The organism is Mycobacterium sp. ACS1612 (genome assembly GCF_001667505.1).
Taxonomy (GTDB): domain Bacteria; phylum Actinomycetota; class Actinomycetes; order Mycobacteriales; family Mycobacteriaceae; genus Mycobacterium.
The window spans coordinates 20432-44853 of record NZ_LZHZ01000020.1; the positions used below are offsets into that span (position 1 = coordinate 20432).

Below are 24422 nucleotides of genomic sequence, written 5' to 3' on the forward strand. Positions count from 1 at the left end.
TGGCCTGCTGAACTGAGGATAGGGGTCAGCCACTCGCCCCGGACGGTTATCGGTGCGCTGCGAGCGCTTCCCGCCATGCCGCCAGCTTGTCGGCGTAGCGCATGGTCTGGGCAGGGCTGGTCGACGGCAGCCGCCGGTACCGATAGTCCGGTGCCACGCGCACCAGCCGGTTGAAGTTCCTCTCGGCGGCGGCGCCGTTGAACAACACCGCCTCCAGATCGGCATGCTCGGCGAAGAACTCGTGAAAGTCGTTGGGCACCATGCTGTCCGGCTCGACGGCCGAATCGAGGCTGCCCACGCGGCGACAGGACTTCAGCACGTCCCAGACCGCGACGCCGTGCGCGGTCAGGCCCGCCGTTCGATCGTCATACGGCGCGTCCGCATCGAATCCGAAGATCTCGCCGGTGATCCGCCAGAACGCGTTGCGCGGATTGGCGTAATACTGCTGCGCGCCCAGCGACATCACGCTCGGCATGTTGCCCAGGATCAGTATCCGGGCGCGGTCGCCGACGATCGGCGCGAAGCCGTACAGATCGGTGGACATGCAGCCGAATATTCCACCTCTGCGGTATACGTTGTGGCGGTGGCCGAAGACTTCGACATCGAAGCGTCCGGGCTGCTCGACGGTCTGGAGGGCAAGGCTCGCGACGAGCGCGCCGAGTTGATCCCCTGGCTGCTCGAGCAGGGCATCACCGTCGAGCAGATCAGGAACAGCTACACACCGGCGCTGTTGGTGTCACGTCGCATCCTCGGCGACGACGGCGTCTATGTCTCCGCTAGAGAAGCCAGCGAGAAGACCGGCGTCGACCTCGACGTCCTCGAGCGCATCCAGCGCGCCATGGGATTGCCGACCGTCGACGATCCGGATGTGCCCGTGCTCCTGCGCGCCGACGCCGAGGCCGCCTCATTCGCGCAGAAGGCAATCGAACTGGGCATCGGCCCCGACCATCTGGTTCAGATCACCAGGGTGCTCGCGGAAGGGCTGTCGCGCACGACCGAAGTGATGCGATATGCGGTGCTGGCGACGCTGGTGGACCCGACCGCGACGGAGCTTCAGATAGCCAAGAATTCCGAGGCGTTGGTGCGGGAAATCGCCCCGATGCTCGGGCCCATGATCGATGAGATGCTGCGGTTTCAACTGCGCCATCAGATGGAAACCGAAGCCGTCACCGCGCGTGAGCGGGCCGAGGGGCAACGTCTTCCCGGCGCTCGCCTGGTGACGATCGCGTTCGCGGACCTCGTCGGCTTCACCCGGCTCGGCGAAGCAGTGCCGCCGGAGGATCTCGAGCAATTGGCCCACCGGCTGGCCGATCTGGCGCACGAGGTGGCGGTCCCGCCGGTGCGTTTCATCAAGACCATCGGCGATGAGGTGATGTTCGTGAGTTCGGAGCCCGCCGCCCTCCTGGACGCGGTGCTGAGCCTCGTCGATGCCACCGAAGGTGACGAGGATCTGCCCCGTCTGCGCGCGGGGATGGCCACCGGCATGGCGGTGAGCAGGGCGGGGGACTGGTTCGGCAGCTCGGTGAACCTCGCCAGCCGCGTCACCGGGGCAGCGCGGCCCGGGTCCGTCCTGACGTCGGAATCGGCACGTGAAGCGATCGGCGATGACGACCGGTTCACGTGGTCATTTGCGGGAGCGCGGCGCCTGAAAGGGATCAAGTCGGAGGTCAAGCTGTTCCGCGCGCGACGGGCGGGCGATTGATTTCCCTCCCACTCTCAATCTATAGCGCATAGGGGGGCTTGCGGCAAGACCCCGGTGGTGGTTGAAAATGCCTGCCCGAAGCCAATATTCGGGAGTGAGGGCAGTGAAATTGCGTGTGTTGTTGTCGACGTGGGGATCGCGCGGGGACGTCGAACCACTCCTGGGTCTCGCGGTGCGACTACAGGAACTCGGCGCGGAGGCGCTGTTGTGCGCACCTCCGGACTTCGCGGAGTTGGCGGCCCGCGTCGGTGTCGACATGGTGCCCGCGGGCTTGTCGGTGCGTGCGCTCGTGCACGGCAAAGACGGGACGAAACCGTCGACACCTGCCGACGCCCCGCGCGTCGCGGCGGCGTTGGTCGCCGCTCAGTTCCAGACGGTGGGCCCGGCCGCCGAGGGGTGCGACGCGGTGCTGGCGACCGGGTTGATGCCCGCGGGCGTGCGGTCGGTCGCCGAGAAGCGGGGAATTCCGTATGTGCTCGCGGCCTTCCACACGGGTTCGTTTCCGTCGCCGGATCGCGCGCCGCTACCAAGGCCCGGTAAACCGTTTCCGCCAGGCGAGACGGACAACAAGGTGCTCTGGCAGATCGACGCCGAGCGCGTGAATGCGTTGTACCGCGAACCGCTCAACACCCATCGCGTGGCACTCGGTCTGTCGCCGGTGGACGACGTCCGCGGGCACGTCTTCACCGATCAGCCGTGGTTGGCGACGGATCCGGTGTTGGCGCCGTGGCCCGGTTCGCCGTATCTCGACGTCGTGCAGACCGGCGCGTGGATGCTGCCCGACGATCGTCCGCTGCCTGCCGATCTGGCCGCGTTCCTGGACGCCGGATCCCCGCCGGTGTACGTCAGCATGGGTAGCGTCCGCGCCCCGGCGGACCTCGCTTCGGTGGCCGTCGAGGCGATTCGCAGGCATGGCCGGCGCGTGGTGATCGGCCGCGGATGGGCCGACCTGAACCTCACGGACGACGCCGACGACTGCCTGGCCGTCGGCGAGGTGAACCACCAAGCGCTGTTCCGGCGGGTGGCCGCAGTCGTCCACCACGGTGGCGCGGGAACCACGACCACGGCGGCCAGCGCCGGTGTGCCGCAGGTCGTCGTCCCGCAGTTCGCGGACCAGCCGTTCTGGGCCGGCCGGGTCGCAGACCTCGGCATCGGTGCCGCCCACGACGGCCCGACGCCGACGGTCGAGTCGCTGTCGGCGGCGCTCGCGACGGCGTTGGCGGCCGAGACCCGTACTCGGGCCAGCGACGTGGCCGGCTTGATCCGCACCGACGGCGCCGCAGTGGCTGCCAAGCGGCTGATCGCCCTCGCTGAAGCCTGTGGATGACTTTCTGCAGGCGTCAGTGGTTCGAACTAATGTTCGATGTATGGTGTCGGATCGCGAGGAGATCCTCGCCACGCTGGGGCGCTGGGAGCAGGTCCAGGCCGAAATGGCCGGGCTGGATTTCACCGCGCTGAGCGGACCCGAGGCGTTGGCCATCCAGACCCGGCTCGAGCAGAACTATCGCCGCCAACCTGCAGTCGACCACAAACTCATCCATCACCTGACCACCCAGAGCACACCGAAGGCGTTGGGTGCCACCAGTTGGCCCAAGGTGCTGTGCACCGCGCTGCGGATCACTGAGGCCGAAGCCAACCGGCGCATCACCCAGGCGGAATTGTTGGGGCCGCGCACCGCGCTCACCGGTGAGCCGTTGGCGCCGGCGTGGCCGAACGTGGCCGCCGCCCAGGCCCGCGGCCAGATCAGCGCCGAGCATGTGGCGGTCATCGAGAAGTTCTTCGACACGTTGCCCCGGTGTATCGACGCGCACACCCGCGGGCTGGTCGAGGCGGATCTGGCGCGCATCGCGACCGGGTTGGGGCCCACCGAGTTACGGGTGGCTGCGAAGCGGTTGGCGACGCTGCTCGACCAGGACGGCGAGTTACCCGACGACGCCGATCGGGCCCGGCGCCGCTACCTGAAGCTGCACACCCAAGACGCCCGGGGGATGACCCGCATCGAGGGACTGCTCGACCCGCAGGGCGCCGCCACGCTGGAGGCGGTGCTGGCCACCCTGGGCGCCCCGGGGATGTGCAATCCCGACGACGCAAACCCACGTGTGGACGGCCAGCCCAGCCAAGACGCGGTGCAGCGCGATACCCGCACCACCGGGCAGCGCCATCACGACGCGTTGACCGCGATGGGCCGCGCCGTGCTGGCCTCCGGGCAGTTGGGTCAACACAACGGGTTGCCTGCCACCATCATCATCAGCGCCGCGCTGCAGGATCTCCAGGCCGCCGCGGGGGTGGGGGTGACCGCCGCAGGGACCCTGGTGCCGATGCGCGACGTGATCGCCCTGGCCGCACAGGCCCACCACTATCTGGTGATCTATGACAAGCACACCCGCCAACCGCTGTACTGCGGGCGGGCCAAACGCTTCGCCACCCCGGGGCAGCGCATCGTGTTACACGCGATGGACCGCGGCTGCACCCGGCCCGGCTGCACCGTGCCCGGCTACTGGTGCCAGGTCCACCACGTCGACGGCTGGATCGCCGATCACGGCGAAACCAACATCGACACCCTGACCCTGGCCTGCGGGCCCGACAACCGTGCCGTCGAAGACCAGGGCTGGACCACCCGCAAACGCGCCGACGGCCGCACCGAATGGATCCCGCCACCACACCTGGACACCGGACAAACCCGCATCAACAACTACCACCACCCCGACCGATACCTCACACCCGAAGAAGACCACCCATAGTCAGCGTGACGCGCGGAATCGACGCAGTCGAAGACTGTTGCTGACCACGAAGACGGAGCTGAACGCCATTGCAGCCCCGGCGATCATCGGGTTGAGCAGGCCGGCCGCGGCGAGGGGAAGGGCCGCGACGTTGTACGCGAACGCCCAGAACAGGTTGCCCCTGATCGTGGTCAACGTGCTACGCGACAACCGGATTGCGTCGGGGACCGCGCGCAGATCGTCGCGCACCAAGGTGAGGTCGCTGGCCTCGATCGCGACGTCGGTGCCGCTGCCCATCGCCAGGCCGAGATCCGCCTGCGCCAGGGCCGCGGCATCGTTGACGCCGTCGCCGACCATCGCCACCACCCTGCCGTCGCCCTGCAGACGTTTGACCGCAGCAACCTTCTCCGCAGGCAGCACCTCGGCGATCACCTCGTCGATGCCCACCTGCCTCGCGATCACCCTGGCCGCTGCGTGGCTGTCGCCGGTCAGCATGATCGGCGTCAATCCCATCCGCCGAAGCTCGGCGATCGCCTCGACCGACGTCGGCTTCACCGCATCGGCGACGACGAGCACCCCGCGCGCCAGGCCATCCCAGCCGACGGTCACCGCGGTCTTGCCCTCGGATTCGGCCTCCTGCACCGCCTTCGCGAGCGGCTCAGGCAGATCGAACAGCCGCCGTCGCCCGACCACCACGTCGTGCCCGGCCACGCGGCCCTGCACGCCGAGCCCTTCCAGGCTCTTGAACTCGGCTACGCTCGGGAGGTCGCCCACCTTGTCGCGGGCTCCCGACGCGATCGCCTTGGCAATCGGGTGCTCCGACGAATCCTCGAGCGCCCCAGCCAATCGCAGGACTTCGTCGGGTTGTTCACCGTCGGGCGTGATCACGTCCAGCAGTGTCATCGTTCCGGTGGTCACGGTGCCCGTCTTGTCCAGCACGATGGTGTCGACGCGGCGAGTGGACTCGAGCACCTCGGGGCCCTTGATCAGAATCCCCAGCTGGGCGCCGCGGCCGGTGCCGACCATCAGCGCGGTGGGCGTGGCCAACCCGAGCGCGCACGGGCACGCGATGATCAGCACCGCCACCGCAGCGGTGAACGCCGCAGCGACCGAGCCGCCCGCGCCGATCCAGAAACCGAGCGTCGCCACCGACAGCGCGATGACGATCGGCACGAACACCCCGGAGATCTTGTCGGCCAATCGTTGCGCCGCAGCCTTACCGTTCTGCGCTTCCTCCACGAGACGTGCCATCTGTGCCAACTGCGTGTCGGCGCCGATTCTGCTGGCCCGCACCACAAGCCGTCCGTCGACGTTGACGGTCGCACCGACCACGCGGTCGCCTGGCCGCACGTCGACCGGCACCGATTCACCGGTGAGCATCGCGGCGTCGACGGCCGATGCGCCGTCGAGCACCACACCGTCGGTGGCGATCTTCTCGCCAGGGCGCACCACGAACTCGTCGCCCACCGACAGCTGCTCGACCGGAATGCGTTGTTCGACACCATCTCTGAGCACCGCGACGTCCTTGGCACCGAGTTCGAGCAGCGCCTCCAACGCTGCGCCCGCACGTCGTTTGGCCCGCGCTTCGAAATAGCGTCCCGCGAGGATGAACGTGGTCACCCCGGCCGCGGCTTCGAGGTAGATGTTGCCGGTGCCGTCGGTGCGCGCGATCGTCAAATCGAACGCATGCCTCATCCCCGGCATGCCGGCGGTTCCCCAGAACAGCGCGTACACCGACCAACCCAGCGCGGCCAGCGTGCCCATCGAGATCAGCGTGTCCATGGTTGCGGTGCCGTGTCGCAGGTTCGCCCACGCCGCCTGGTGGAACGGCCACGCCCCCCAGACCACCACCGGCGCCGCGAGCACCAACGACAGCCATTGCCAGTACGTGAACTGCAGTGCGGGCACCATCGCCATCGCGACCACCGGCACCGTCAACGCCGCCGAGATCAGCAGCCGGTGCCGAACCGACGCCGTCGGATCCGCGATCGCTTCGGCGGGCTCCTCGGGCAGATGCGCTTGGTAGCCCGCGTCTTTTACGGTTGCCACCAACTGTGCGGGTGTCACCTCATTGCGGTATTCGACGTGAGCCTTCTCGGTGGCGAAGTTGACCGTCGCGGTCACCCCGTCGAGTTTGTTGAGCTTCTTCTCGATTCGATGGGCACATGACGCACACGTCATCCCGTCAATCGACAATTCGACCGACGTCATGACGGATCACCCTCGTCGACGGACACCGTGAACGCCGCGGTGCGGACCACGCCCGCATGCTGGAAGTCGAGGAACAGCCGGTAGGCGCCCGCACTCGGAAAGGTGGTGTGGAAGCCGATGTCGGGTCCTGCCGACGCGTCGCCCGTCGGATGGACATGCAGATACTCCAGATCGGCCACACGCAACGCCACCAGATGACCGTAGGCACCCAGATACGGCTGCAGTTTGGTGACCGGCTCACCGTCGCGAGTCACCGTCATGGTCAGCATCGACGGCTCATCGGCCCTGGTTGTCCGAACAGGTTGTTGCTCAGCTCCAAAGAGTAGGTGTCGTCGTGCGCGGCGTGGGTCGCCTCGTGGGCGGGCACCTGTCGCACCTCGGGGTCGACGGCCTTGCCGACGAACACCGCCGCGACGAACACCACCGCCAGTCCGACGATGAAAGCCGCCAACTTCTGTGCGGCGTTCATCAGCCCGCCAACTGGTAGCCGGCTTCCTCAACGGCGTTCCTGATCGCGGCGTCGGTGACCGGATCCTCGCTTTCGATGATCACCGTGCCGGTGCCGAGATCTACATCGACGCCGTGTACGCCGGGAATCTCGCCGAGTTCCTCACGCACCGAGGCTGCGCATCCCCCGCAGTTCATGCCCATGACGGTCACCGTGGTTGTGCTCATGAGTCATGTGTACCATACCCCCCTAGGGTATGCAACGTGTAGAAAGGGCCCATGGCTATGTGGAAGCGAACGACCCTGATCGGAATCAGCGCCCTGGCGGCGTTGGCCGTCCTGACCGGCTGTGGCGGCTCCAACGAAACCGAGCACCCGGCCACGCACACTTCGTCGGCCACCGCGGCGGCCGAGGCCCACAACGACGCGGACGTGATGTTCGCCCAACACATGATCCCGCACCATCAGCAGGCCATCGAGATGAGCGACATGCTGCTCGCCAAACAGGGCATCGATCCGCGCGTCATCGACCTGGCGAACCAGATCAAGGCCGCCCAGGGGCCCGAGATCCAGCAAATGCAGGGTTGGTTGACGCAGTGGGGCAGCCCCGCGATGCCGCCGATGGCCGGACACGACATGCCGGGTATGCAGGGCATGATGTCGGAAGCGGACATGACGGCGTTGACTAACGCACAAGGTGTTGAGGCGTCGAAACTGTTTCTGACGCAGATGATCTCACATCACGAGGGCGCAATCACCATGTCGCAGAGCGAGATCAAGGACGGGCAGTACCCCGCTGCGATAGACCTGGCGAAGACCATCGAGACGACTCAGCAGAAGGAGATCGACACGATGCGAGGCCTGCTGGCCACCCTCTAGTGCGGGCCGCGCCATCGAGCTACGTCCGAAACTGCGCAGCCAGCGTCCGCTTGTCGACCTTCTCGCCCGCCAGCGTCGGCAGCGGTTCGCTGCGGATCTGCCAGCGCGTCGGTATCGCGAAGTACGCGACCACTCCGTCGAGGTGATCGCGCAGTTCCTGGGCTGTCGGCGGGCGGACACCGGGCCTGTGCACGACGACGGCGGCCAACTCCTCGCCGAGGTCCGGATGGGGAAGTCCGACCGCAGCGACCTCGACAACCGACGGATGAGTGGCTATCGCCGCCTCGACATGCGGGCACGCGATGTTCTCCCCGCCGCGGATCACGACGTCTTTGCTGTGGCCGTCGATGAACAGATAGCCGTTCTCGTTGAGGTGGCCGAGATCGCCGGTGTGCAGCCACCCATCGGAATCGACTGTGCCGTCGTCGATTCCGGCATAGCCGCGCATGACGGAGGGGGAGCGGGCCAGCACTTCGCCGACACCGTCGGCATCGGGTCCGTCGATCTTGAGTTCCACCACGGGATAGGGCCGGCCGACTGTACCCGGATAGCGCTCCAGGTCGCTGCCGACGGCCATCGTCAAGAAGCCGCCCGCTTCGGTCATTCCCCACGTGTTGGCCAGGCCCCGGCGGCGCAACCCCGGCATCTTCGCGCGGATGCGGTCCAGCAGCGCGGTGGTCACCTGCGCGCCGCCCAGCGGCCACGACCGCAGACTGGACAAGTCGTAGGCGTCGAAGTCGGGGTGTTCGAGCACCCGGATCGCCATCGTCGGCACCGCACCCCACGATTGCACCCGCTCGGTCTGGATCAGCTCGAGAATCTGCCTCGGGTTAAAACGCCCTTCGGTCAACACGATCCGGCCCCCCGTGAGGAACTGCGTGATCAGGTTGGACAGCCCGCCGACTTGAAACATCGGCGTACTTGCGAGATTCACCACTTGAGGCGAAGCCATATCCAGTTGGTCCGGTAACCGACCGCTGCGCAGCAGGATGCTGTGCTGGTTGCAGATCACGGCTCGGCGCGACAGCTCAACAGCTTTCGGCATTCCCGAACTGCCGGAGGTGAACAGGATGACCGCCACGGAATCCTCGTCCAACTCCTCGACGGCGCCCTGGCCTACTGCATCGAAGCAGACCCGCAGTGCGGCGATGTCGGTGGCGGCCACCGATGCAAGCTCGGTGTCGCTGATCGCGTGTGCGGGCGTCAGGAGCGTGACGGCGTGCTCGACCTCTTTGTCGCTCCACCACCGGTTGCCCAGCACCGGTACGGCACCGACGGTCCACAGCGACCATAGCGCGAGCGCCCACTCCGGGCTGTTGTAGGCAAACAGAAGTACTCGGTCGCCACGCGTTATCCCCAACTCGCGCAGGTACTGCCGCGCCGCGCCCATCGCGTCGATGAACTCGGCGTAGGTGATGCGTCGCCTGCCCTGCACCAGGAAGGTGCGTTCGCTCCAGCGCTGCGCGCCGTCGAGCAGTTCGACGAACGTGGTCGGACGCGGCTGGTAAAGCAGGCCGGGATGGCCGGCGTAGTGACCGTCGATGACGTTGCTACCCCACACTGGCACGCTCGACACGCTAGTCGTCTGGCAGCATCTGCGGTCATGCGCATCCTCGTCCAGCGGGTGACCTCAGCGTCAGTGACGGTCGACGGTGAGATCGTCGGCGCCATCGACCCGGACAGCCAGGGATTGTTGGCCCTGGTGGGCGTCACACACGACGACGACACCGGGAAGGCACAGCGGTTGGCCGAAAAGCTCTGGCAGCTAAGGATTCTCGAAGATGAGAAGTCGGCATCCGACGTCGGCGCGCCGATTCTCGTGGTCAGCCAATTCACCCTCTACGCCAACACCGCGAAGGGTCGGCGTCCGACCTGGAACGCCGCCGCACCCGGCGCCGTCGCCGAGCCTCTCGTGACAGCGTTCGCCGACGCGCTGCGCGGCCTCGGCGCGCATGTCGAAACCGGTGTGTTCGGCGCCGACATGCAGGTCGCGCTGGTCAACGACGGCCCGGTGACGGTGCTTCTGGAGGCTTAGGCCGTCGCGACCGGTGGCACGCCCTCAGAGGGTTGCACGATCACGAAGCCCTGACCGTAGAACGACACCTGCACCGCCTCACCCGAACCCCGGCCGATCAGCGCACCGGCCTTGAAGCTCGTCTTCAACTGCGTCTGCAGGTTCGCCGACCATGCCACCACGGCATTGGTGTCGGCGAATGTCGGCGCCTCCGCGGCGTTCAGCACGACCGGCGGTCCGTCGGTGGTCAGCGCCACCCAACCGGTGCCGCGCAATGTCGTGTTGAACAGCCCGCCCGCGACCATGCTGCCGCCCCGCACCCGCTCGATGTTCCAGTCGAGACTCGACGAGAACGCCAGCACGTTCTTGCCGCTGATCGACAGCCCGGAGTGGTTGAGGTTCAGCAGATGCACGTCGTAGGCGCGTTCGGCGAGGAACACGTCGCCCTGGCCCTGGCATCGCATCAACGGCAAACCCTCACCGGTAAGCGCCTTCTTGATGAACTTTGAGGCACCGCCGCCCTCGAACGCGAAGTCCACGTTGCCTTGATAGGCGACCATCGAGCCCTGGCGCGCCATGAACGGTTCGCCCAAGCGCACCCGCAACAGCTTCGAGTTCTGGTTGCCGATCGGTTTGGCCTCCTTCTCGCTGAAGCGTCCGTCGACCAGATCGCCGGTGATACCGGCGAATCCGTCGCCGACGGGGGCCGCCTGCGGCGGGGTCGACCGCGACAGGGACATCAGCGGTGCCCGGCTGACCTGACCGCGGTGCGACACCTGATCGGTCCAGCGTTGCCCGTCAAACCATCGGTATTCGTAGCGACCCTCGGGGTCGGGTTGCCAACTTCCAGGTCCGGTTCCTGTCATGGCGTCCAAATTAGTCGGCCGGCGATGGCATTCTGAGGACATGGCAAAGGAAATCGACCGGGTCAGGGCGCAGAGCGCCGTCGCGGTCATCAAACAGCATCCGGGCATGGTGCTGTTCGCCGTCTCGCCGGTTCTCATCGGCGTCGGCTTGGTGTGGTGGCTGGTCAGCCCGACGTTGGCCGTGCTGCTGTTGATCGGGGCGGTGGTCGGGGGCGCCGCGGTGCTACTCAGAAAGCGCTAGGCACTTCTCGGCCGTGTTCGGTCGCGAGTTGCTCGATGGTGACCCCTCCGAGACGCTTGTCGAGCACGTCGATCATGTGCTCGCACTCGTCCACGGGGTGATCCGCGGGACAGGCCAACCCGTGCTCGAGGAAGTTGCGGGCGCTGCCGCCCCTGGCGATGAGGTCGTCGAGCGCCGCGATCTGCTTGGTCACCACCTCACGCCACTGGTCGCTCGGCTCGTGCCACGGCCGCCGCGTCGTCCGGGCGTGACCAGGCCACGGTCCTCGTAGTAGCGCAGCGCCGACGTGTTGAGGCCGAGAAGTTGGGCCGCCTCACCGATCGTCATCTGGTCCATGCCCCCATTTGACTTCAACCCCGCTTGAAGTGCGAGCGTCGAGAAATGAACAACCCGTTCGCGAACCCCAGCGGCTGGCTCGGCAGGCTGGCGGGCCGGTTCATGCTGTGGACCAACAAGCACGACGATCTGATCGACGTCCTCGACGTGCAACCGAACGATGACGTACTCGAGGTCGGGCTACGGGCCGGGTGGGCTGATCAAACTGCTCGCCGAGCGCACCGACGCCGCGAGTATTCGAGGGATCGATCCGTCGCCAGTGATGCGCGACCAAGCCCGCCGACTGAACCGAGAGACTGTGCGCGCCGGTCGTGTTCGGCTCGACCTCGGCACCGCCGAACACACCGGTCTGCCCGACGCCAGCGTCGACCGTGTGGTTTCGGTACGCAACGTCGCGATATGGCCGGACCTCGAAGCCGGGGTGGCCGAATTGCATCGCGTGGTCCGCCCCTCAGGCGTGGTCGTGATCGCCTGGCACGGTGGCACGGCGCCGAACCGGATCGCCAAACCGTTGCACCTGCCCGCCGAGGAGCTAAACCGCATCGAGCAGGTGCTGCGCGACGGTTTCGGGCAGGTGACCCGCAGCCAGACCAAAAGCCTCGAGGTATTCACGGCCGTTCGCTCGCGGTGAAAGACCTACCAGCTGTGGTGTAACGGTGTAATGATGTAATCATGCGACACCATCATCCTCATGGCCGACGGTCCGGCCGCCCCGGCGGTTGGCAGCAGGCCGAACAACCCGACGCAAGCGACGCCGCCGACTGGTTCGCCGGCCGGCTGCCCGACGGCTGGTTCGCCGGCGACCCGACGGTCGTCGTCGACCGAGAAGAGATCACCGTCATCGGCCGCCTCCCCGAGGTGGACGGCGAAGAGAGCGAGGCCAGAGCGTCAGGCAGAGCCGCCCGGTTCCGCGAGGAGACCCGCGGTGAACGGATGCGGATCGCCGACGAGGCCGAAGCCCGTTACGGCCGCAAGGTTGCGTGGGGCGTGGAGGTGGGAAGCGAACGAATCGTCTTCACCAACATCGCGGTACCGGTGATGACGCGGTTGCGGCAATCCGAACGGCAGGTGCTCGACACGCTGGTCGACGCCGGCGTCGCGCGGTCGCGCTCGGATGCGTTGGCCTGGTCGGTTCGCCTGGTCGGGGAGCATGCCGACGAATGGCTTGGCAAGCTGCGCGACGCGATGAAGAATGTGGACGATCTGCGCGCCGAAGGTCCTGCGCTCTAAGCGCGTTCGATTCCGACGTACGACGAACTGAGTGCGGCGGTCTGCGATAACGGATCGATGGGTCCCCCGTCGACCAGTAGGTTGCGGTTGGCTCCGTAGGACTCTGGTTGCCCGCCGCCGCGCGGATCGAAAACCCTTGAACCCCACCCGTGGTCGATGACGACGACACCGCGCCGCGGCCGCTCGTCGACCGCCGCCGCCAGTTCGATCGCGCCGACTCGCGAATACACCCTGACCTTGTCGCCGTCGTTGACGCCGATCGCGGCCGCGTCGTCGGGATGGATCAGCACCTCGTTGCGTTTCCCGGCCGGATGCAGGCCCGGCAGTTCGTTGAGCCACGAGTTCATCGAATGCCGGTTACGCCGGTTCGCCAGCTGGAACGGATAGTCGGCGGGCGGCGCAGGGCATGGCTCGGCGAGCAACTCGCGCGCCCGCGCGACGAACTCCGGTGGCGCCGCGTGCACCTTCTTGTCGTCGGTGCGTAGGGCGCTCCTGAAATGGCCGAACTCCCGCGCGCCCAGCACCCAGCCGTGCGGATGTGACATCACGTCGCGCCATTTGATCTTGCGGCCGTTGACCTTTCGACTGGTGACGATTACCAGTCGGTCGATCCAGTGTGGGCCGAATGCGAGCGACGGCTTGCCGGTCACCCGGGACAACGTGCGCGTCGCCCTGATGAATCCGTTGAGCCCCTTGGCGCCGAACAGTGGCTTGCGCATGGCGATCGCGAGGTCGACGAAGATGCGCCATTCCTGCCGTGCGCCAGGTGGTGGTTCGACGGCCCTCGGTCCGTACTGCAGATAGGGCTCGTCGTGCATGTTGCTGGTGAACGCGAGCAGGTCGTCGCGCTCCAACCAGTGCACGGCGGGCAGCAACCAGTGCGCATGCCGGTGGCTCTCGCGCTGCACGAAGTCCATGGCCACCAGCAGGTCCAGTTGCGCCAGTGCCTTGTCCAGCTTGGCGCCGTCCGGTCCTGACACCACCGGGTTGCCGCAGTTGATCAACATCGCCTTGATCTGGCCCGGCCCGGGAATCGTTATCTCGTCGGGTAATTCGCTGAGCGCATGCGCGCCTGCCACCATGGGCCTGCCCGCCACCCGGCTGGTGTGGTCCGTCGCTTTGACCATGCCCGACAACCGGATCGCGTCGACGTAGCCGGGCTCGAACCTGCGCCCGCCCGGTCGATCCATCCGGCCGGTGATCACGTTGAGCACATGGCCGAGCCACTCGGCCACAGTGCCGGCAAGATGCAGCGACACTCCGGTCCGTGTCACCACCATCGCACCGCGCGCAGCGGCGAAATCTCGTGCCACTCCTTCGATCTGGGCGCGGGGGATCTCGCATCGTGCCGCCAGGTCGTCCAGGTCGGCGTCGGCGACGAGGCTGCGCAGATCGTCGACGCCGGTTGCCAGTTCGGTGCAGTCCTGCCGGTGTTCGAGTCTTTCGTCGAGGATCACTTTCACCATGGCGAGCAGTAGCGCCCAGTCCTGTCCGGGTCGGACGGCCAGGTGCACGTCGGCCTTCTCGGCGGACTCGGTGCGCAGCGGGTCGACCACGACGATGGTCGCCCCCTGCTTCTGCCGTTCGAGCGCGCGGCGCCATCCGCCCGGGACGGTTTCCAGCCAATTCCACGCGCTGACAGCGGGATTGGTCCCGACGAGCAGGAAGTAATCGCAGTTGTCGATGTCGGATACCGGGGCCATCAGCATCGACCCGTACATCGCCGCCGCGACGACGTGCATGGCGTTCTGGTCGACCGATCCGACGAAGTACCGGTTGTGGGTGCCGACCGCGTCCAGCCAGGCGTTCATGAAGATGATGTTCGACGACGAGAAACCCGACGGATTGCCGTAGTAGACACCGATCGCGTCGGGGCTGTCGGCGTCGATGAGCGCGTTCATCCGGGTGGCGATGTCGGTGATCGCCTCGTCCCACGTCGACTCGACGTAGCTGTCTGCGGTGTCGCCGACGCGGCGCATCGGGTTGAGGATCCGTCGCGGATGTTCGACGAGTTGGTTGGCGGTGCGGCCTTTGGCGCAGAAGTCCTGCCAGGTGTGCGGGTTCTGCTTGTCGGCCGAGATCTTGGTGACGCGGTTCTCCTCAACCGTCACTTCTACACCGCACGACGCCAGACAGTACCGGCAGAAGGTGTGCACGGTCTCGACGGTCGAGGTCATGGACCGCACCCTAGTCCGGCTAGACCTGCGTCATATCCCAATAAGCGCCATGCTTAGCGAGCAGTTCGGTGTGGCTCCCGCGTTCGACGATCCTGCCGGCTTCCATCACCAGGATGACGTCGGCGTCGCGGATGGTCGAAAGCCGGTGGGCGATGATGAAACTGGTGCGGCCGCGGCGCAGTTCGCGCATCGCATGCTGGATCAGCAGCTCGGTTCGGGTGTCCACCGAGCTGGTGGCCTCGTCGAGTACCAGCAGCTGCGGACGGGCCAGGAATGCGCGTGCGATGGTGATCAGCTGCTTTTCGCCCGCGCTGATGTTGCCGCCGTCATCGCTGACCACGGTCTGGTAGCCGTCGGGCAGCGTGTGCACGAACCGGTCGACGTAGGCGGCCTTCGCCGCGGCGACCACCTCGTCCTCACTCGCGTCCGGCCTGCCGTAGGCGATGTTGTCGTAGATGGTCCCGCCAAGCAGCCAGGTGTCCTGCAGCACCATCCCGATTTGCGAGCGCACCGACCGCCTGTCGACGGTCGAGATGTCCACCCCGTCAATCAGAATCCGGCCCGAGTCGACCTCGTAGAACCGCATCAGCAGATTCACCAGCGTCGTCTTGCCCGCGCCGGTCGGGCCGACGATCGCCACGGTGCTGCCCGGTTCGGCCACCAGCGAGAAGTCCTCGATCACCGGCGTGCCGGGCCGGTAGCTGAAGTCGACATGCTGGAACTCGACTCGGCCGCCGTTGACGGCCGGCAGGGCAACGTCGGGGTCCGGCGACTCCTCCTCGGCGTCGAGCAGATCGAAAACCCTTTCGGCGCTTGCGATCCCGGACTGCAGCGTGTTGTACATCGCGGCCACCTGCGTCAGCGGCTGGTTGAACTGCCGGACGTACTGGATGAAGGCTTGGATGCTGCCCAGCGTGATCTGGCCGGTCGCCACCTGCACACCGCCGACCACGGCGACCGCGACGTAGCTGAGGTTGCCGACGAACGTGGTGGCGGGTCCGACCAGACCGGAGAAGAACTGTGCGCCGAAGCTGGCGTGGTAGACGTCGTCGTTGGCCTCCCGGAACTGTTCCAGCGCGCCTGCCCGGTGGCCGAACGTCTTGACCACCGTGAAACCGCTGTAGGTCTCCTCGATGTGGGCGTTGAGCCTGCCGGTGTTCGTCCATTGCGCGACGAACAGTTTCTGCGAGCGACGCGCGATCGCCCGCGTCACCAACAGCGACAGCGGCACGGTGATGACCGTGAGCAGCGTCAGCAGTGGCGAGATGGTCAACATCATCACCAGCACCGCCACCACGGTCAGCACCGACGTCAGCAGTTGAGAGATCGTCATCGACAACGACTGCTGGATGTTGTCGACGTCGTTGGTGACCCGGCTCAGCACTTCCCCGCGCCGCCGAGAGTCGAAGTAACTCAGTGGCATCCGGTGCACCTTGTTCTCGACATCCGCGCGCAACGACACCATGGTGCGTTGCACGGCGACGTTGAGAAGCCGCGCCTGCAGCCAAACCATGAGAGCCGCAATCAGATACAAGCCCAGTGCCAACAGCAGCGTGCGGCCGACCGCGCCGAAGTCCACGCCGCGGCCAGGCACCACATTCATGCCCGACAGCAGATCGGCGAAGGTGTTGTCGCCGCGCGCCCGTGCTGCCGCGATGGCCTGCTCCTTTGTCAGCCCGGCGGGCAGCTGGCGGCCGATCACGCCGTTGAACAACAGGTCGGTGGCGTGACCGAGGATGCGCGGGCCGATCACGCCAATCGCGATGCCGCCGACGCCGAGCAGCATCACCATCGCGGTCAACCCGCGCTGCGGGGTGAGTTGTTCGACCAGTCGGATCGCCGAGCCCTTGAAGTCGCGTGACCGCTGCGTCGGCGCCTGCACGACGCCACGGATCGGACGCGCCATCGGCCCCGCGGTCATTCGCGTGCTCCGGCGCCGAGCGACTGCGAATCGGCGAATTCGGCGTAGGTGGGGCAGTCCGCCAGCAGCGTCTGGTGCGCGCCTATGCCCACCACCTGACCGTCGTCGATCACGACGATCTGATCTGCTTCAGCCACTGTCGAAATCCGCTGCGACACAATCACTACCGTCGCATCCGCCGACACCTCGCGCAGCGCGGCGCGAACCCGTGCGTCGGTGTGCACGTCGAGGGCGGAGAACGCGTCGTCGAACAGGTAGATGGCCGGCCTGCGGATCACCGCCCGCGCGATGGCCAACCGTTGCCGCTGCCCGCCGGAGAAATTGATGCCACCCTGCGCGACGGGCATCGCCAGACCCTCGGGGTGGGCGCGGACGAAATCGTCGGCGGCCGCGACCCGCAGCGCCTCCCACATCTCCTCGTCGGTCGCATGGGCCTTGCCGTAGCGCAGGTTGTCGGCGACGGTGCCGGAGAACAGGTAACCCCGCTGCGGCACCAGCCCGATGGCCGCCCACAACTGTTCAGTGTCGTAGTCGCGAACGTCGATGCCGTCGACGTACACCGCGCCGTCTGTCACGTCGTAGAGGCGGCAGATCATCGATATCAGAGTGGACTTCCCCGATCCGGTGGACCCGACGACAGCGGTGGTGACGCCTGCCCCGGCCGTCAGCGAGACACCCCGCAGCACCGGCCGGTCGGCGCGGGCGTAGCTGAATGTCGCATCGTCAAGCCGAATCTCGCCGTGGATGGTGTCCGGGCGCACCGGGTGCTGCGGACTGACGATGGCGGGTGCGGTGGACAGCACCTCGGTGATGCGTTCCGCGCATACCGACGCCCGCGGCAGCAGCACGAGGAGGAACGTGGCCAGCAGCACCGCCATCAGGATCTGCATGAAGTAGGACAGGAACGCGATCAGGGAGCCCACCTGCATCTGGCCGGCGTCGATCCGCAACCCGCCGAACCAGATCAGCGCGACACTCGAGATGTTGATCACCAGCGTGGTGACCGGCAGCATCAAGGCCTGCAACTTGCCTGCCTCCAGAGCGGAATCCGAGAGGGCCTGGTTCGCGACGCCGAATCGATTCCGCTCGAACGGTTCCCGCGCGAACGCCCGGATCACCCGGATACCGGACAGCTGCTCGCGCATCACCCGGTTGATGCCGTCGATCTGACGCTGCACGCGGCGGAAGATCGGCAGCAGCCGGGACACGATCAGATAGTTGGCCAGGGCCAGCACCGGCACGCTGATCAGCAGCAGCCAGGACAGCCCCGCGTCCTGATGCACCGCCATGAAGATGCCGCCGATCGACATGATCGGCGCAGTGATCAGCATGGTGCAGGTCAGCTGGACGAACTGCTGGATCTGCTGGACGTCGTTGGTGGTGCGGGTGAGCAGCGACGGGGCGCCGAAGCGCGCGGTCTCTTCCGCCGAGAAGCTGGTCACGTGGCCGAACATCGTCGAGCGCAGATCGCGTCCGACGCCCATGCCCGCCCGCGACCCGAAGTAGACCGCGCCGACGGCGCACACCACCTGCAGTCCGGTGACGCCCAGCATGACGCCGCCGAGTTCGACGATGCGGCGCAGATCGCCCTGGGCGACCCCGTCGTCGATGATCGCCGCGTTGACGGTCGGCAGGTACAGCGAGGCCAGCGTGCTGATCAGCTGGAGCCCGGCGACCGTGGCGAGCAGCGAGCGATACGGACGCGTGTACCGCCGCAGCAACGCCCAGAGCATCCCGTTACTGTCGCACACCGTCCCCGCCGAAGTTGTGTTCGGCAGGGCCACCTGAGAATTCGCTAAATCAGCTGGTCAATCGGCATGTCGGTGGTTGTGGGTTTGGGCTGCCGCTACAGTGCATGGCGTGACCCCCAGCAAGTGCGCGACCGGCAGGACCCGGTCCGCGAAGGTGCTGGCCGTGGCGGCCGCGGCCATGATGCCCGTGTTCGCCGCATGCTCGAACGAATCCGGAGGGTCCACGTCGCCAAGCGTCCCGGAGTCGCCGGGGCCGTCCCAGAATGCGTCGCACGGGCCGATGTTCCCGGAATGCGGCGGCATCTCCGACCAGACGCTCGCCGAGCAGACCCGCGTCACCGGGCTGGTCAACACGGCGAAGAACTCCGTGGGCTGCCAGTGGCTGCAGGGCGGCGGCATCCTGGGCCCGCACTTCTCGTTCACCTGGTACCGGGGCAGCCCGATCGGACGTGAGCGCAAGACGGAGGAACTTTCGCGGGCCAGCGTGGAGGACATCAACATCGAGGGCCACAGCGGTTTCATCGCCGTGGGCGAGGACCCCGCGCTCGGCAACAACCTGTGTGAGATCGGCATCCAATTCTCCGACGACTTCATCGAGTGGTCGATCAGCTTCTCCCAGCAGCCGTTCCCGGACCCCTGCGACGTGGCCAAGGAACTGACCCGCCAATCGATTGTGAACGCGAAATGAGCCGGACTTTGCACCGCCGTCGGGCGCTGGCCGGGCTGGTCGCCGTCGTGTCCGTGCTGACGTTGCTGACCGGGTGCACCAAGACCGTCGAGGGCACCGCGGCCAAGTCCGGTGCCGGCGACGTGCCCCGCAACGACGACTCTGCCAAGCAGTACCCCAACCTGTTGAAGGAATGCGAGGTGCTGACCGAGGACATCCTCGCCAAGACGGTCGGCGCCGACCCGCTCGACATCCAGAGCACGTTCGTCGGCGCCGTGTGTCGCTGGCAGGCCGCCAACCCGGCAGGCCTGATCGACATCACCCGGTTCTGGTACGAGCAGGGCAGCCTCGACAACGAGAAGAAGGTCGCCCAGAGCCTGAACTACCAGATCGAGAACCGGTCGATCGCGGGCGTCCCGTCCATCGTGATGAAGCCCAACGATCCCAACGGCTCGTGCGGCGTGGCCAGCGACGCGGGCGGTGTCGTGGGGTGGTGGATCAACCCGCAGACGCCCGGCATCGACGCGTGCGGAATGGCGATCAAGCTAATGGAGTTGACGCTGGCCACCAGCAGCTAGCGGGCTGGCTCTCCTCGAAATGCACGTTTTGTCTGGCGGCACTCGCAGTTCTGCGCCAAAACGTGCATTTCGGCGACGGAACCGTCACCGGGCCACGTGGAAACCGACCAGGGTGGCGCTGTTCAGCGTCAGCCGGTCCCACGGTTCGGCGGTGCGCAGCACGGCGATCGCTGACGTCGGGAACTTCGTCGAAATGCGCTCGGCCGCGGCGCTATTGTCGCCGTCGGTGGTGGCGAGCCCGAGCGACAGCGATGACATCGTCGGCTCGTGGCCGATCACCAGCAGCGTTTCGACTGCCGGATCGACCCGGTTGATCTCGTCGATGACCGCGCCGGGCGTCGCGTCGTAAAGCCGGTCGACGTACTGCACGGGCGCGTCGATACGGGTGCGGGCCAGTGTCTGGCGAGTGCGGGTGGCTGTCGAGCAGAGCACCGCGTCCACTGCGGGCGCATGGGCGCGCAACCAGTCGCCTGCGAGCGTGGCCTCGCGCTCGCCGCGCGGGGCCAGCGGCCGCTCGTGGTCGGCCACGCCCGGCGGATAGTCCGATTTGGCGTGCCGAAGCAGCAGCAGCGTGCGATACCGGTCGGTCACGGTGTCCACCGTAAGCCCCCGCACACCCGCCGACGCTACGGTTTCTGATGCATTTCGCGCTTGTTCTCATCACAAACCGTAGGCTCGGCGCCCCGCCCAATTGCCGTCGGACCTGCCGACCGAGGTCCGCCGACTTGTCGGCGCCCGGACCTACACTCGCGATGCCGAACAGATACGGGACAACTGAAGGGAGCCGAGATGCGATTCGTGCACACCGCCGACTGGCAGCTCGGCATGACCCGGTACTTCCTCAACGGTGAGGCGCAGCCGCGGTATTCGGCCGCCCGCCGCGACGTCGTGGCGGGCATCGGGCCGCTGGCTGTCGACGCAGGCGCTGAATTCGTGGTCGTCGCGGGCGATGTGTTCGAAGACAATCAGCTCGCGCCACGTGACGTCAGCCAGTCGCTGGAAGCCATGCGCGCCATAGGAATTCCGGTGTTTCTGCTGCCGGGCAACCACGACCCGCTCGACGCGGCGTCGGTGTACACCAGCGCGCTGTTCACCGCGGAATGCCCGGACAACGTCACGGTTCTCGACCGCGCGGGTGTTCATCAGGTGCGCCCCGGCCTGCAGATCGTCGCGGCGCCGTGGCGCTCGAAGAAACCGACCACCGACCTGGTGGCAGAGGTGCTCGACGGCCTCGAGGCCGACGGCATCACCCGAATTGTGTTGGGGCACGGCGGTATCGATATGTTCGAACCCGACAAGGACAAGCCGTCGCTGATTCGGCTCGCTGCGTTGGAGGCCGCCATCGACCGCGGTGCCGTGCACTACGTCGCCCTGGGGGACAAGCATTCTTGCACCGAGGTCGGCGCTACCGGCCGCATCTGGTATTCCGGCTCACCGGAAGTCACCAACTACGACGACATCGAACCCGATCCCGGGCACGTGTTGATCGTCGACATCGACGAGGACCATCCGCAGCGGCCGGTGCGGGTCGACGCCCGCCGCGTCGGTCGTTGGCGCTTCGTCACGCTGCGTCGCACGGTGGACAGCAGCCGCGACATCGCCGACCTCGACATCAACCTCGACCTGATGCCGGACAAGGAGCGCACGGTCGTGCGGCACGGGCTGAGCGGGTCACTGACCGTCACCGACAAGGCCGCGCTCGACGCGTGCTTGGACAAGTACGCCAGGCTGTTCGCCGCGCTGGTGCCGTGGGACAAGGAAACCGACGTCGCGGTGATCCCCGCCGACGGAGAGTTCGACGACCTCGGTATCGGCGGGTTCGCCGCCGCCGCCGTTGATGAACTGGTGAACGCCGCACGGTCCGACGGTGAGGACGCCGACGACGCCCGTGCCGCGCTGGCGCTGCTGCTGCGGCTGGCCGATCGAGGGGTCGATGAGCCGCTTGCGCGAAGAGCAAGGGGCATCGCATGAAGTTGCACCGTCTCGTGCTGACCAACTACCGCGGCGTCACCCACCGCGAGATCGAGTTCCCCGACCGCGGTGTGGTTGTGGTCAGCGGGGCCAACGAGATCGGCAAGTCGTCGATGATCGAGGCGCTCGACCTGCTGGTGCATTCCAAGGACCGGTCGAACAAGAAGGACGTCAAGCAGGTCAAGCCGACGCACGCCGATGTCGGCGCGGAGATCACGGCCGAGATCTCCACCGGCGCTTACCGATTCGTGTACCGCAAACGCTTCCACAAGCGCCCTGAAACCGAGCTGACGGTGCTGGCGCCGCGGCGCGAGCAGCTGACCGGTGACGAGGCGCACGAGCGGGTGTTGGCGATGCTGCACGAGACCGTCGACATGGACCTGTGGCAAGCGCAGCGGGTGCTGCAGTCGACGTCCACCGAGTCGGTGGATCTGTCGGGGTGCGATGCACTGTCGCGGGCGCTGGATGTGGCTGCGGGTGAGGCGGTTACGCTGTCGGGCGCCGAGCCGCTGCTGGTGGACCGCATTGACACCGAATACCTGCGCTATTACACGCCGACCGGCAGGCCCACCGGCGAATGGGCCGCCGCCGTGAAGCGGTTGCAGGCCGCCGAGGGCGAGGTGGCGCGCTGCGCGGCCGCCGTGGCCGAGGTCGACGACGCGGTGCACAGGCACGCCGCGCTGACTGACGACCTGTCGCGGCTCGCCGACGAACGGGCCAATGCCGCGAAACGGCTCATCGAAGCCCGGGCCGTAGCCGACGCCGTCGCGGCGTTGACCCAACAACTGAAGCACGCGGAGGTGGTCGCGGCGGCGGCCGACGCCACTCACGCCGCGTCGGTTGCGGCGCTGACCGAGCGGCGCAGGTTGCGTGCCGACATCGAGCAGCGTTCCGTCGCGATCGCTGAATTGGTGGCTGCGGGGGCCGAAACCCGCGAGGAGCTAGCCACCGCGACCGAGGTGCAGGAGGCGGCGCGGATCGCGGCGGAGCAGGCGCGCGCCGCGGTCGAGGCGTCGCAGGGCCGGGTCGACGGCGCCCGCCGCGTGGTCGAGCGAACGGCCGACCGCGAGCGGGCCAATCGGCTGGAGGCCCGGCTCGCCAAGCTCGATGCGGCACAACGGGAACTCGGTCGGGTGCAGCGCGAGTTGGCGGGCATCACGTTGACCGACGACACCATGCAGGCGATCGAAGCGGCGGCCATCGCCGTCGAGCGAGCGGCGGGTCTGGCCGAGCTGGCGTCCGCTCACGTAGACCTGGTCGCGGTCACCGATGTCGAATTGCGCGTCGACGGTGAGACGGTCGCGATCGCAGCCGGTGATGCATGGGCGGCGAGTGTCGGCTCGCCGACTGAGTTCGAGCTGCCCGGTGTGCTGCGTGCACGGGTGGTGCCCGGTACACCCGCGTCGGACTCACAAGCCAAACTCGAAGCGGCGCAAGAGGTTCTGACCGCAGCGTTGGTCGAGGCGCAGGTCGAAGATGTCGCGCAAGCGCGACTGCTCAACGATCGGCGTCGCGCGCTGACTGCATCGCGTGATCAGTTACGTGCGACGTACGAGGCGCTGCTCGGCGACGACGCCGTCGACCAATTACGAAGCAAGCTCAGCGAATTGCGTGATGGTGAGCCGACAGAGCCCGGCCTGTGGGACGAGGGAGATCCGGCGGCGGCGCGTGCCGAACTCGACGCCGCGGTGACGGCGCACAAGCAGGCGGTGGCGGACTGCGAGACGCATCGCAAGGTCGCCGAGGTCGCGGCGAAGAAGCTGGGGGAGCGAACGTCAGCCGCCGATGTGGCTCGCGAGAAGCTGGCCGCCGCGCAGGCGGAGCTGACCAACGCGCAAGAGCGATTGATTCAGCAGCGTTCCGTCGTCGGCGATGACGATCTTGCAGTGAAGGCGGAGGCCGACGGCGAGCAGGCGCGGCGCACCGCCGCACTTGTCGCGCAACTGGGCGCCGAGTTGGCGCAGCGAGCGCCGGACGCGGTGAGCGCCGCACTCAACGATGCGACGCGGGGGGCCGACGCGTTGAACAACCGTCACCAGGAGGCGTCCGACGCGCTGCGCGAGGTGACGGCGCAACTGAAGGTCTACGGCACCGAGGGCCGCAGAGGTCAACTCGATGCCGCGCAGACGGAACGGGAGCGCGCCGAGGCGGACTATCTGCGCATGCATCGCCGCGCTCGGGCCGCGCAGTTGTTGCGCTCGGTGATGGCGCGGCACCGGGACGCCACTCGGCAGCGCTATGTCGACCCGTTCCGCAATCAGGTGGAACGGTTGGGCCGCATCGTCTTTGGCGACAGCTTCGAGGTGGAGATCGACAGCGCGCTGCGGATCTGCAGCCGGACTCTGGCCGGCCGCACGGTGCCGTATGAGTCGTTGTCGGGCGGGGCCAAGGAACAGATGGGCATCGTCGCACGGTTGGCCGGTGCGGTGCTGGTGGCCAAGGAGGACAGTGTCCCGGTCGTCATCGACGACGCGCTCGGCTTCACAGATGCGGATCGGCTGACCAAGATGGGCGCGGTGTTCGACGCCGTCGGCGGTGATGGTCAGGTGATCGTGTTGACGTGCAGCCCGGAGCGCTACGCCAGCGTGACGGAAGCCCACCACATCGAATTGACGGCTTAATCGCGCGAGGGTCCTGCTCGCGCTGATATAGGTCGATAGTCCTTCACAAACGCCTCCGGGGGTGTCAGGAAGGGATTGTCAGTAGTTCCC

24 protein-coding genes and 1 pseudogene are annotated in these 24422 nt (G+C 67.1%); 12 read left to right on the forward strand and 13 right to left on the reverse strand.

Annotated features, from left to right (window positions below):
- Window positions 1-46: 46 nt before the first annotated feature.
- Window positions 47-544, reverse strand: coding sequence for a DNA-deoxyinosine glycosylase (locus A5724_RS07975; RefSeq protein WP_067798922.1), 498 nt, complete (start codon window positions 542-544; stop codon window positions 47-49).
- Window positions 545-583: 39 nt separating this feature from the next.
- Here A5724_RS07975 and A5724_RS07980 point away from each other — a divergent pair, with 39 nt between their 5' ends.
- The 3 genes from A5724_RS07980 (at window position 584) to A5724_RS07990 (ending at window position 4443) form a co-directional block, all read left to right on the forward strand.
- The gene (locus A5724_RS07980) at window positions 584-1702 is read left to right on the forward strand and encodes an adenylate/guanylate cyclase domain-containing protein (protein ID WP_067798997.1); all 1119 of its coding nucleotides are present in this window, start codon (window positions 584-586) and stop codon (window positions 1700-1702) included.
- A 109-nt stretch (window positions 1703-1811) separates the two neighbouring features.
- Entirely contained in the window at window positions 1812-3029 is a 1218-nt protein-coding gene (locus A5724_RS07985) for a glycosyltransferase (RefSeq protein ID WP_067799000.1), read from the forward strand.
- Between the two features lie 40 nt (window positions 3030-3069).
- Window positions 3070-4443, forward strand: coding sequence for an HNH endonuclease signature motif containing protein (locus tag A5724_RS07990; RefSeq protein ID WP_067798925.1), 1374 nt, complete (start codon window positions 3070-3072; stop codon window positions 4441-4443).
- Here the strand turns inward: A5724_RS07990 and A5724_RS07995 are convergent, their stop codons facing one another.
- The 4 genes and pseudogenes from A5724_RS07995 to A5724_RS08010 all read right to left on the reverse strand — a co-directional run bounded on the left by A5724_RS07995 (window position 4444) and on the right by A5724_RS08010 (window position 7308).
- Window positions 4444-6633: a cation-translocating P-type ATPase gene (locus tag A5724_RS07995; RefSeq protein ID WP_067798928.1), complete on the reverse strand. Its 2190-nt coding sequence runs from the start codon at window positions 6631-6633 to the stop codon at window positions 4444-4446.
- Window positions 6630-6920, reverse strand: a pseudogene (locus tag A5724_RS08000) (hypothetical protein); the annotation flags it as partial. The pseudogene A5724_RS08000 and the gene A5724_RS07995, both read right to left, overlap by 4 nt.
- Window positions 6896-7102 carry a hypothetical protein gene (locus A5724_RS34165; protein ID WP_067798934.1) on the reverse strand — a complete coding sequence of 69 codons (207 nt, stop codon included), beginning with the start codon at window positions 7100-7102 and terminating at the stop codon, window positions 6896-6898. The gene A5724_RS34165 and the pseudogene A5724_RS08000, both read right to left, overlap by 25 nt.
- Window positions 7102-7308: a heavy-metal-associated domain-containing protein gene (locus tag A5724_RS08010; RefSeq protein WP_067798949.1), complete on the reverse strand. Its 207-nt coding sequence runs from the start codon at window positions 7306-7308 to the stop codon at window positions 7102-7104. The genes A5724_RS34165 and A5724_RS08010 overlap by 1 nt, the downstream gene beginning before the upstream one ends.
- A 57-nt stretch (window positions 7309-7365) precedes the next feature.
- On the opposite strand from A5724_RS08010, the gene A5724_RS08015 reads away from it, so the two are divergent.
- Complete coding sequence (locus A5724_RS08015) at window positions 7366-7959, forward strand: DUF305 domain-containing protein (RefSeq protein ID WP_067798952.1); 594 nt, start codon at window positions 7366-7368, stop codon at window positions 7957-7959.
- 19 nt (window positions 7960-7978) lie between these two features.
- Here A5724_RS08015 and A5724_RS08020 read toward each other — a convergent pair whose 3' ends face one another.
- On the reverse strand, window positions 7979-9526 hold the full coding sequence (locus tag A5724_RS08020) for a class I adenylate-forming enzyme family protein (RefSeq protein ID WP_232004744.1): 1548 nt from the start codon (window positions 9524-9526) through the stop codon (window positions 7979-7981).
- Between the two features lie 36 nt (window positions 9527-9562).
- On the opposite strand from A5724_RS08020, the gene dtd reads away from it, so the two are divergent.
- Window positions 9563-9994 carry a D-aminoacyl-tRNA deacylase gene (gene dtd, locus A5724_RS08025; protein ID WP_067798958.1) on the forward strand — a complete coding sequence of 144 codons (432 nt, stop codon included), beginning with the start codon at window positions 9563-9565 and terminating at the stop codon, window positions 9992-9994.
- On the opposite strand, the gene A5724_RS08030 is transcribed toward dtd, so the two are convergent.
- Complete coding sequence (locus tag A5724_RS08030; RefSeq protein WP_067798960.1) at window positions 9991-10839, reverse strand: AIM24 family protein; 849 nt, start codon at window positions 10837-10839, stop codon at window positions 9991-9993. The two genes, dtd and A5724_RS08030, sit on opposite strands and share 4 nt — an antisense overlap.
- Before the next feature lie 40 nt (window positions 10840-10879).
- On the opposite strand from A5724_RS08030, the gene A5724_RS08035 reads away from it, so the two are divergent.
- Window positions 10880-11080 (forward strand): hypothetical protein, encoded by a 201-nt coding sequence (locus A5724_RS08035; protein WP_067798963.1) that lies wholly within the window; start codon window positions 10880-10882, stop codon window positions 11078-11080.
- Here the strand turns inward: A5724_RS08035 and A5724_RS34440 are convergent.
- Window positions 11067-11273 (reverse strand): hypothetical protein, encoded by a 207-nt coding sequence (locus A5724_RS34440; RefSeq protein ID WP_232004745.1) that lies wholly within the window; start codon window positions 11271-11273, stop codon window positions 11067-11069. The two genes, A5724_RS08035 and A5724_RS34440, sit on opposite strands and share 14 nt — an antisense overlap.
- Complete coding sequence (locus A5724_RS34445; RefSeq protein WP_232004746.1) at window positions 11270-11416, reverse strand: MerR family transcriptional regulator; 147 nt, start codon at window positions 11414-11416, stop codon at window positions 11270-11272. The genes A5724_RS34440 and A5724_RS34445 overlap by 4 nt, the downstream gene beginning before the upstream one ends.
- Before the next feature lie 160 nt (window positions 11417-11576).
- On the opposite strand from A5724_RS34445, the gene A5724_RS08045 reads away from it, so the two are divergent.
- Together A5724_RS08045 and A5724_RS08050 are read left to right on the forward strand one after the other, a co-directional pair.
- Entirely contained in the window at window positions 11577-12047 is a 471-nt protein-coding gene (locus A5724_RS08045) for a class I SAM-dependent methyltransferase (protein ID WP_067798966.1), read from the forward strand.
- Between the two features lie 41 nt (window positions 12048-12088).
- Window positions 12089-12646, forward strand: coding sequence for a hypothetical protein (locus tag A5724_RS08050; protein WP_067798969.1), 558 nt, complete (start codon window positions 12089-12091; stop codon window positions 12644-12646).
- On the opposite strand, the gene A5724_RS08055 is transcribed toward A5724_RS08050, so the two are convergent.
- From A5724_RS08055 to A5724_RS08065, 3 genes are read right to left on the reverse strand one after another with little or no spacing between them, the layout of a single operon-like run.
- Entirely contained in the window at window positions 12643-14823 is a 2181-nt protein-coding gene (locus A5724_RS08055; protein WP_067798972.1) for a molybdopterin-dependent oxidoreductase, read from the reverse strand. The genes A5724_RS08050 and A5724_RS08055 overlap by 4 nt on opposite strands.
- A 19-nt stretch (window positions 14824-14842) precedes the next feature.
- Window positions 14843-16744: an ABC transporter ATP-binding protein gene (locus A5724_RS08060; RefSeq protein ID WP_197518587.1), complete on the reverse strand. Its 1902-nt coding sequence runs from the start codon at window positions 16742-16744 to the stop codon at window positions 14843-14845.
- A complete protein-coding gene (locus A5724_RS08065; RefSeq protein ID WP_067798976.1) occupies window positions 16741-18477 on the reverse strand; it encodes an ABC transporter ATP-binding protein in 1737 nt (578 codons plus the stop codon). Before A5724_RS08065 ends, A5724_RS08060 begins: the two co-directional genes overlap by 4 nt.
- Window positions 18478-18673: 196 nt before the next feature.
- Between A5724_RS08065 and A5724_RS08070 the strand changes: the two genes are divergently transcribed.
- Together A5724_RS08070 and A5724_RS08075 are read left to right on the forward strand one after the other, a co-directional pair.
- On the forward strand, window positions 18674-19183 hold the full coding sequence (locus A5724_RS08070; protein WP_067799006.1) for a DUF3558 domain-containing protein: 510 nt from the start codon (window positions 18674-18676) through the stop codon (window positions 19181-19183).
- On the forward strand, window positions 19180-19740 hold the full coding sequence (locus A5724_RS08075; RefSeq protein ID WP_067798980.1) for a DUF3558 domain-containing protein: 561 nt from the start codon (window positions 19180-19182) through the stop codon (window positions 19738-19740). The genes A5724_RS08070 and A5724_RS08075 overlap by 4 nt, the downstream gene beginning before the upstream one ends.
- Window positions 19741-19824: 84 nt before the next feature.
- Here the strand turns inward: A5724_RS08075 and A5724_RS08080 are convergent, their stop codons facing one another.
- Window positions 19825-20331, reverse strand: a complete 507-nt coding sequence (locus A5724_RS08080) for a histidine phosphatase family protein (RefSeq protein ID WP_082964921.1) — start codon at window positions 20329-20331, stop codon at window positions 19825-19827.
- A 198-nt stretch (window positions 20332-20529) separates the two neighbouring features.
- On the opposite strand from A5724_RS08080, the gene A5724_RS08085 reads away from it, so the two are divergent.
- Together A5724_RS08085 and A5724_RS08090 are read left to right on the forward strand one after the other, a co-directional pair.
- Window positions 20530-21711: an exonuclease SbcCD subunit D gene (locus tag A5724_RS08085; protein ID WP_067798986.1), complete on the forward strand. Its 1182-nt coding sequence runs from the start codon at window positions 20530-20532 to the stop codon at window positions 21709-21711.
- Complete coding sequence (locus tag A5724_RS08090; RefSeq protein WP_067798989.1) at window positions 21708-24332, forward strand: ATP-binding protein; 2625 nt, start codon at window positions 21708-21710, stop codon at window positions 24330-24332. Before A5724_RS08085 ends, A5724_RS08090 begins: the two co-directional genes overlap by 4 nt.
- Window positions 24333-24422 lie beyond the last annotated feature (90 nt).

Excerpts from the sequence above, each read along its gene's own strand:
- A5724_RS07975 (WP_067798922.1), bottom strand. The coding sequence starts at position 544 with ATGTCCACCGATCTGTACGGCTTCGCGCCGATCGTCGGCGACCGCGCC.
- A5724_RS07990 (WP_067798925.1), top strand. The coding sequence starts at position 3,070 with ATGGTGTCGGATCGCGAGGAGATCCTCGCCACGCTGGGGCGCTGGGAG.
- A5724_RS07995 (WP_067798928.1), bottom strand. The coding sequence starts at position 6,633 with ATGACGTCGGTCGAATTGTCGATTGACGGGATGACGTGTGCGTCATGT.
- A5724_RS34165 (WP_067798934.1), bottom strand. The coding sequence starts at position 7,102 with ATGAACGCCGCACAGAAGTTGGCGGCTTTCATCGTCGGACTGGCGGTG.
- A5724_RS08010 (WP_067798949.1), bottom strand. The coding sequence starts at position 7,308 with ATGAGCACAACCACGGTGACCGTCATGGGCATGAACTGCGGGGGATGC.
- A5724_RS08015 (WP_067798952.1), top strand. The coding sequence starts at position 7,366 with ATGTGGAAGCGAACGACCCTGATCGGAATCAGCGCCCTGGCGGCGTTG.
- dtd (WP_067798958.1), top strand. The coding sequence starts at position 9,563 with ATGCGCATCCTCGTCCAGCGGGTGACCTCAGCGTCAGTGACGGTCGAC.
- A5724_RS08030 (WP_067798960.1), bottom strand. The coding sequence starts at position 10,839 with ATGACAGGAACCGGACCTGGAAGTTGGCAACCCGACCCCGAGGGTCGC.
- A5724_RS08035 (WP_067798963.1), top strand. The coding sequence starts at position 10,880 with ATGGCAAAGGAAATCGACCGGGTCAGGGCGCAGAGCGCCGTCGCGGTC.
- A5724_RS34445 (WP_232004746.1), bottom strand. The coding sequence starts at position 11,416 with ATGGACCAGATGACGATCGGTGAGGCGGCCCAACTTCTCGGCCTCAAC.
- A5724_RS08045 (WP_067798966.1), top strand. The coding sequence starts at position 11,577 with ATGACGTACTCGAGGTCGGGCTACGGGCCGGGTGGGCTGATCAAACTG.
- A5724_RS08050 (WP_067798969.1), top strand. The coding sequence starts at position 12,089 with ATGCGACACCATCATCCTCATGGCCGACGGTCCGGCCGCCCCGGCGGT.
- A5724_RS08055 (WP_067798972.1), bottom strand. The coding sequence starts at position 14,823 with ATGACCTCGACCGTCGAGACCGTGCACACCTTCTGCCGGTACTGTCTG.
- A5724_RS08060 (WP_197518587.1), bottom strand. The coding sequence starts at position 16,744 with ATGACCGCGGGGCCGATGGCGCGTCCGATCCGTGGCGTCGTGCAGGCG.
- A5724_RS08065 (WP_067798976.1), bottom strand. The coding sequence starts at position 18,477 with ATGCTCTGGGCGTTGCTGCGGCGGTACACGCGTCCGTATCGCTCGCTG.
- A5724_RS08070 (WP_067799006.1), top strand. The coding sequence starts at position 18,674 with ATGATGCCCGTGTTCGCCGCATGCTCGAACGAATCCGGAGGGTCCACG.
- A5724_RS08075 (WP_067798980.1), top strand. The coding sequence starts at position 19,180 with ATGAGCCGGACTTTGCACCGCCGTCGGGCGCTGGCCGGGCTGGTCGCC.
- A5724_RS08085 (WP_067798986.1), top strand. The coding sequence starts at position 20,530 with ATGCGATTCGTGCACACCGCCGACTGGCAGCTCGGCATGACCCGGTAC.
- A5724_RS08090 (WP_067798989.1), top strand. The coding sequence starts at position 21,708 with ATGAAGTTGCACCGTCTCGTGCTGACCAACTACCGCGGCGTCACCCAC.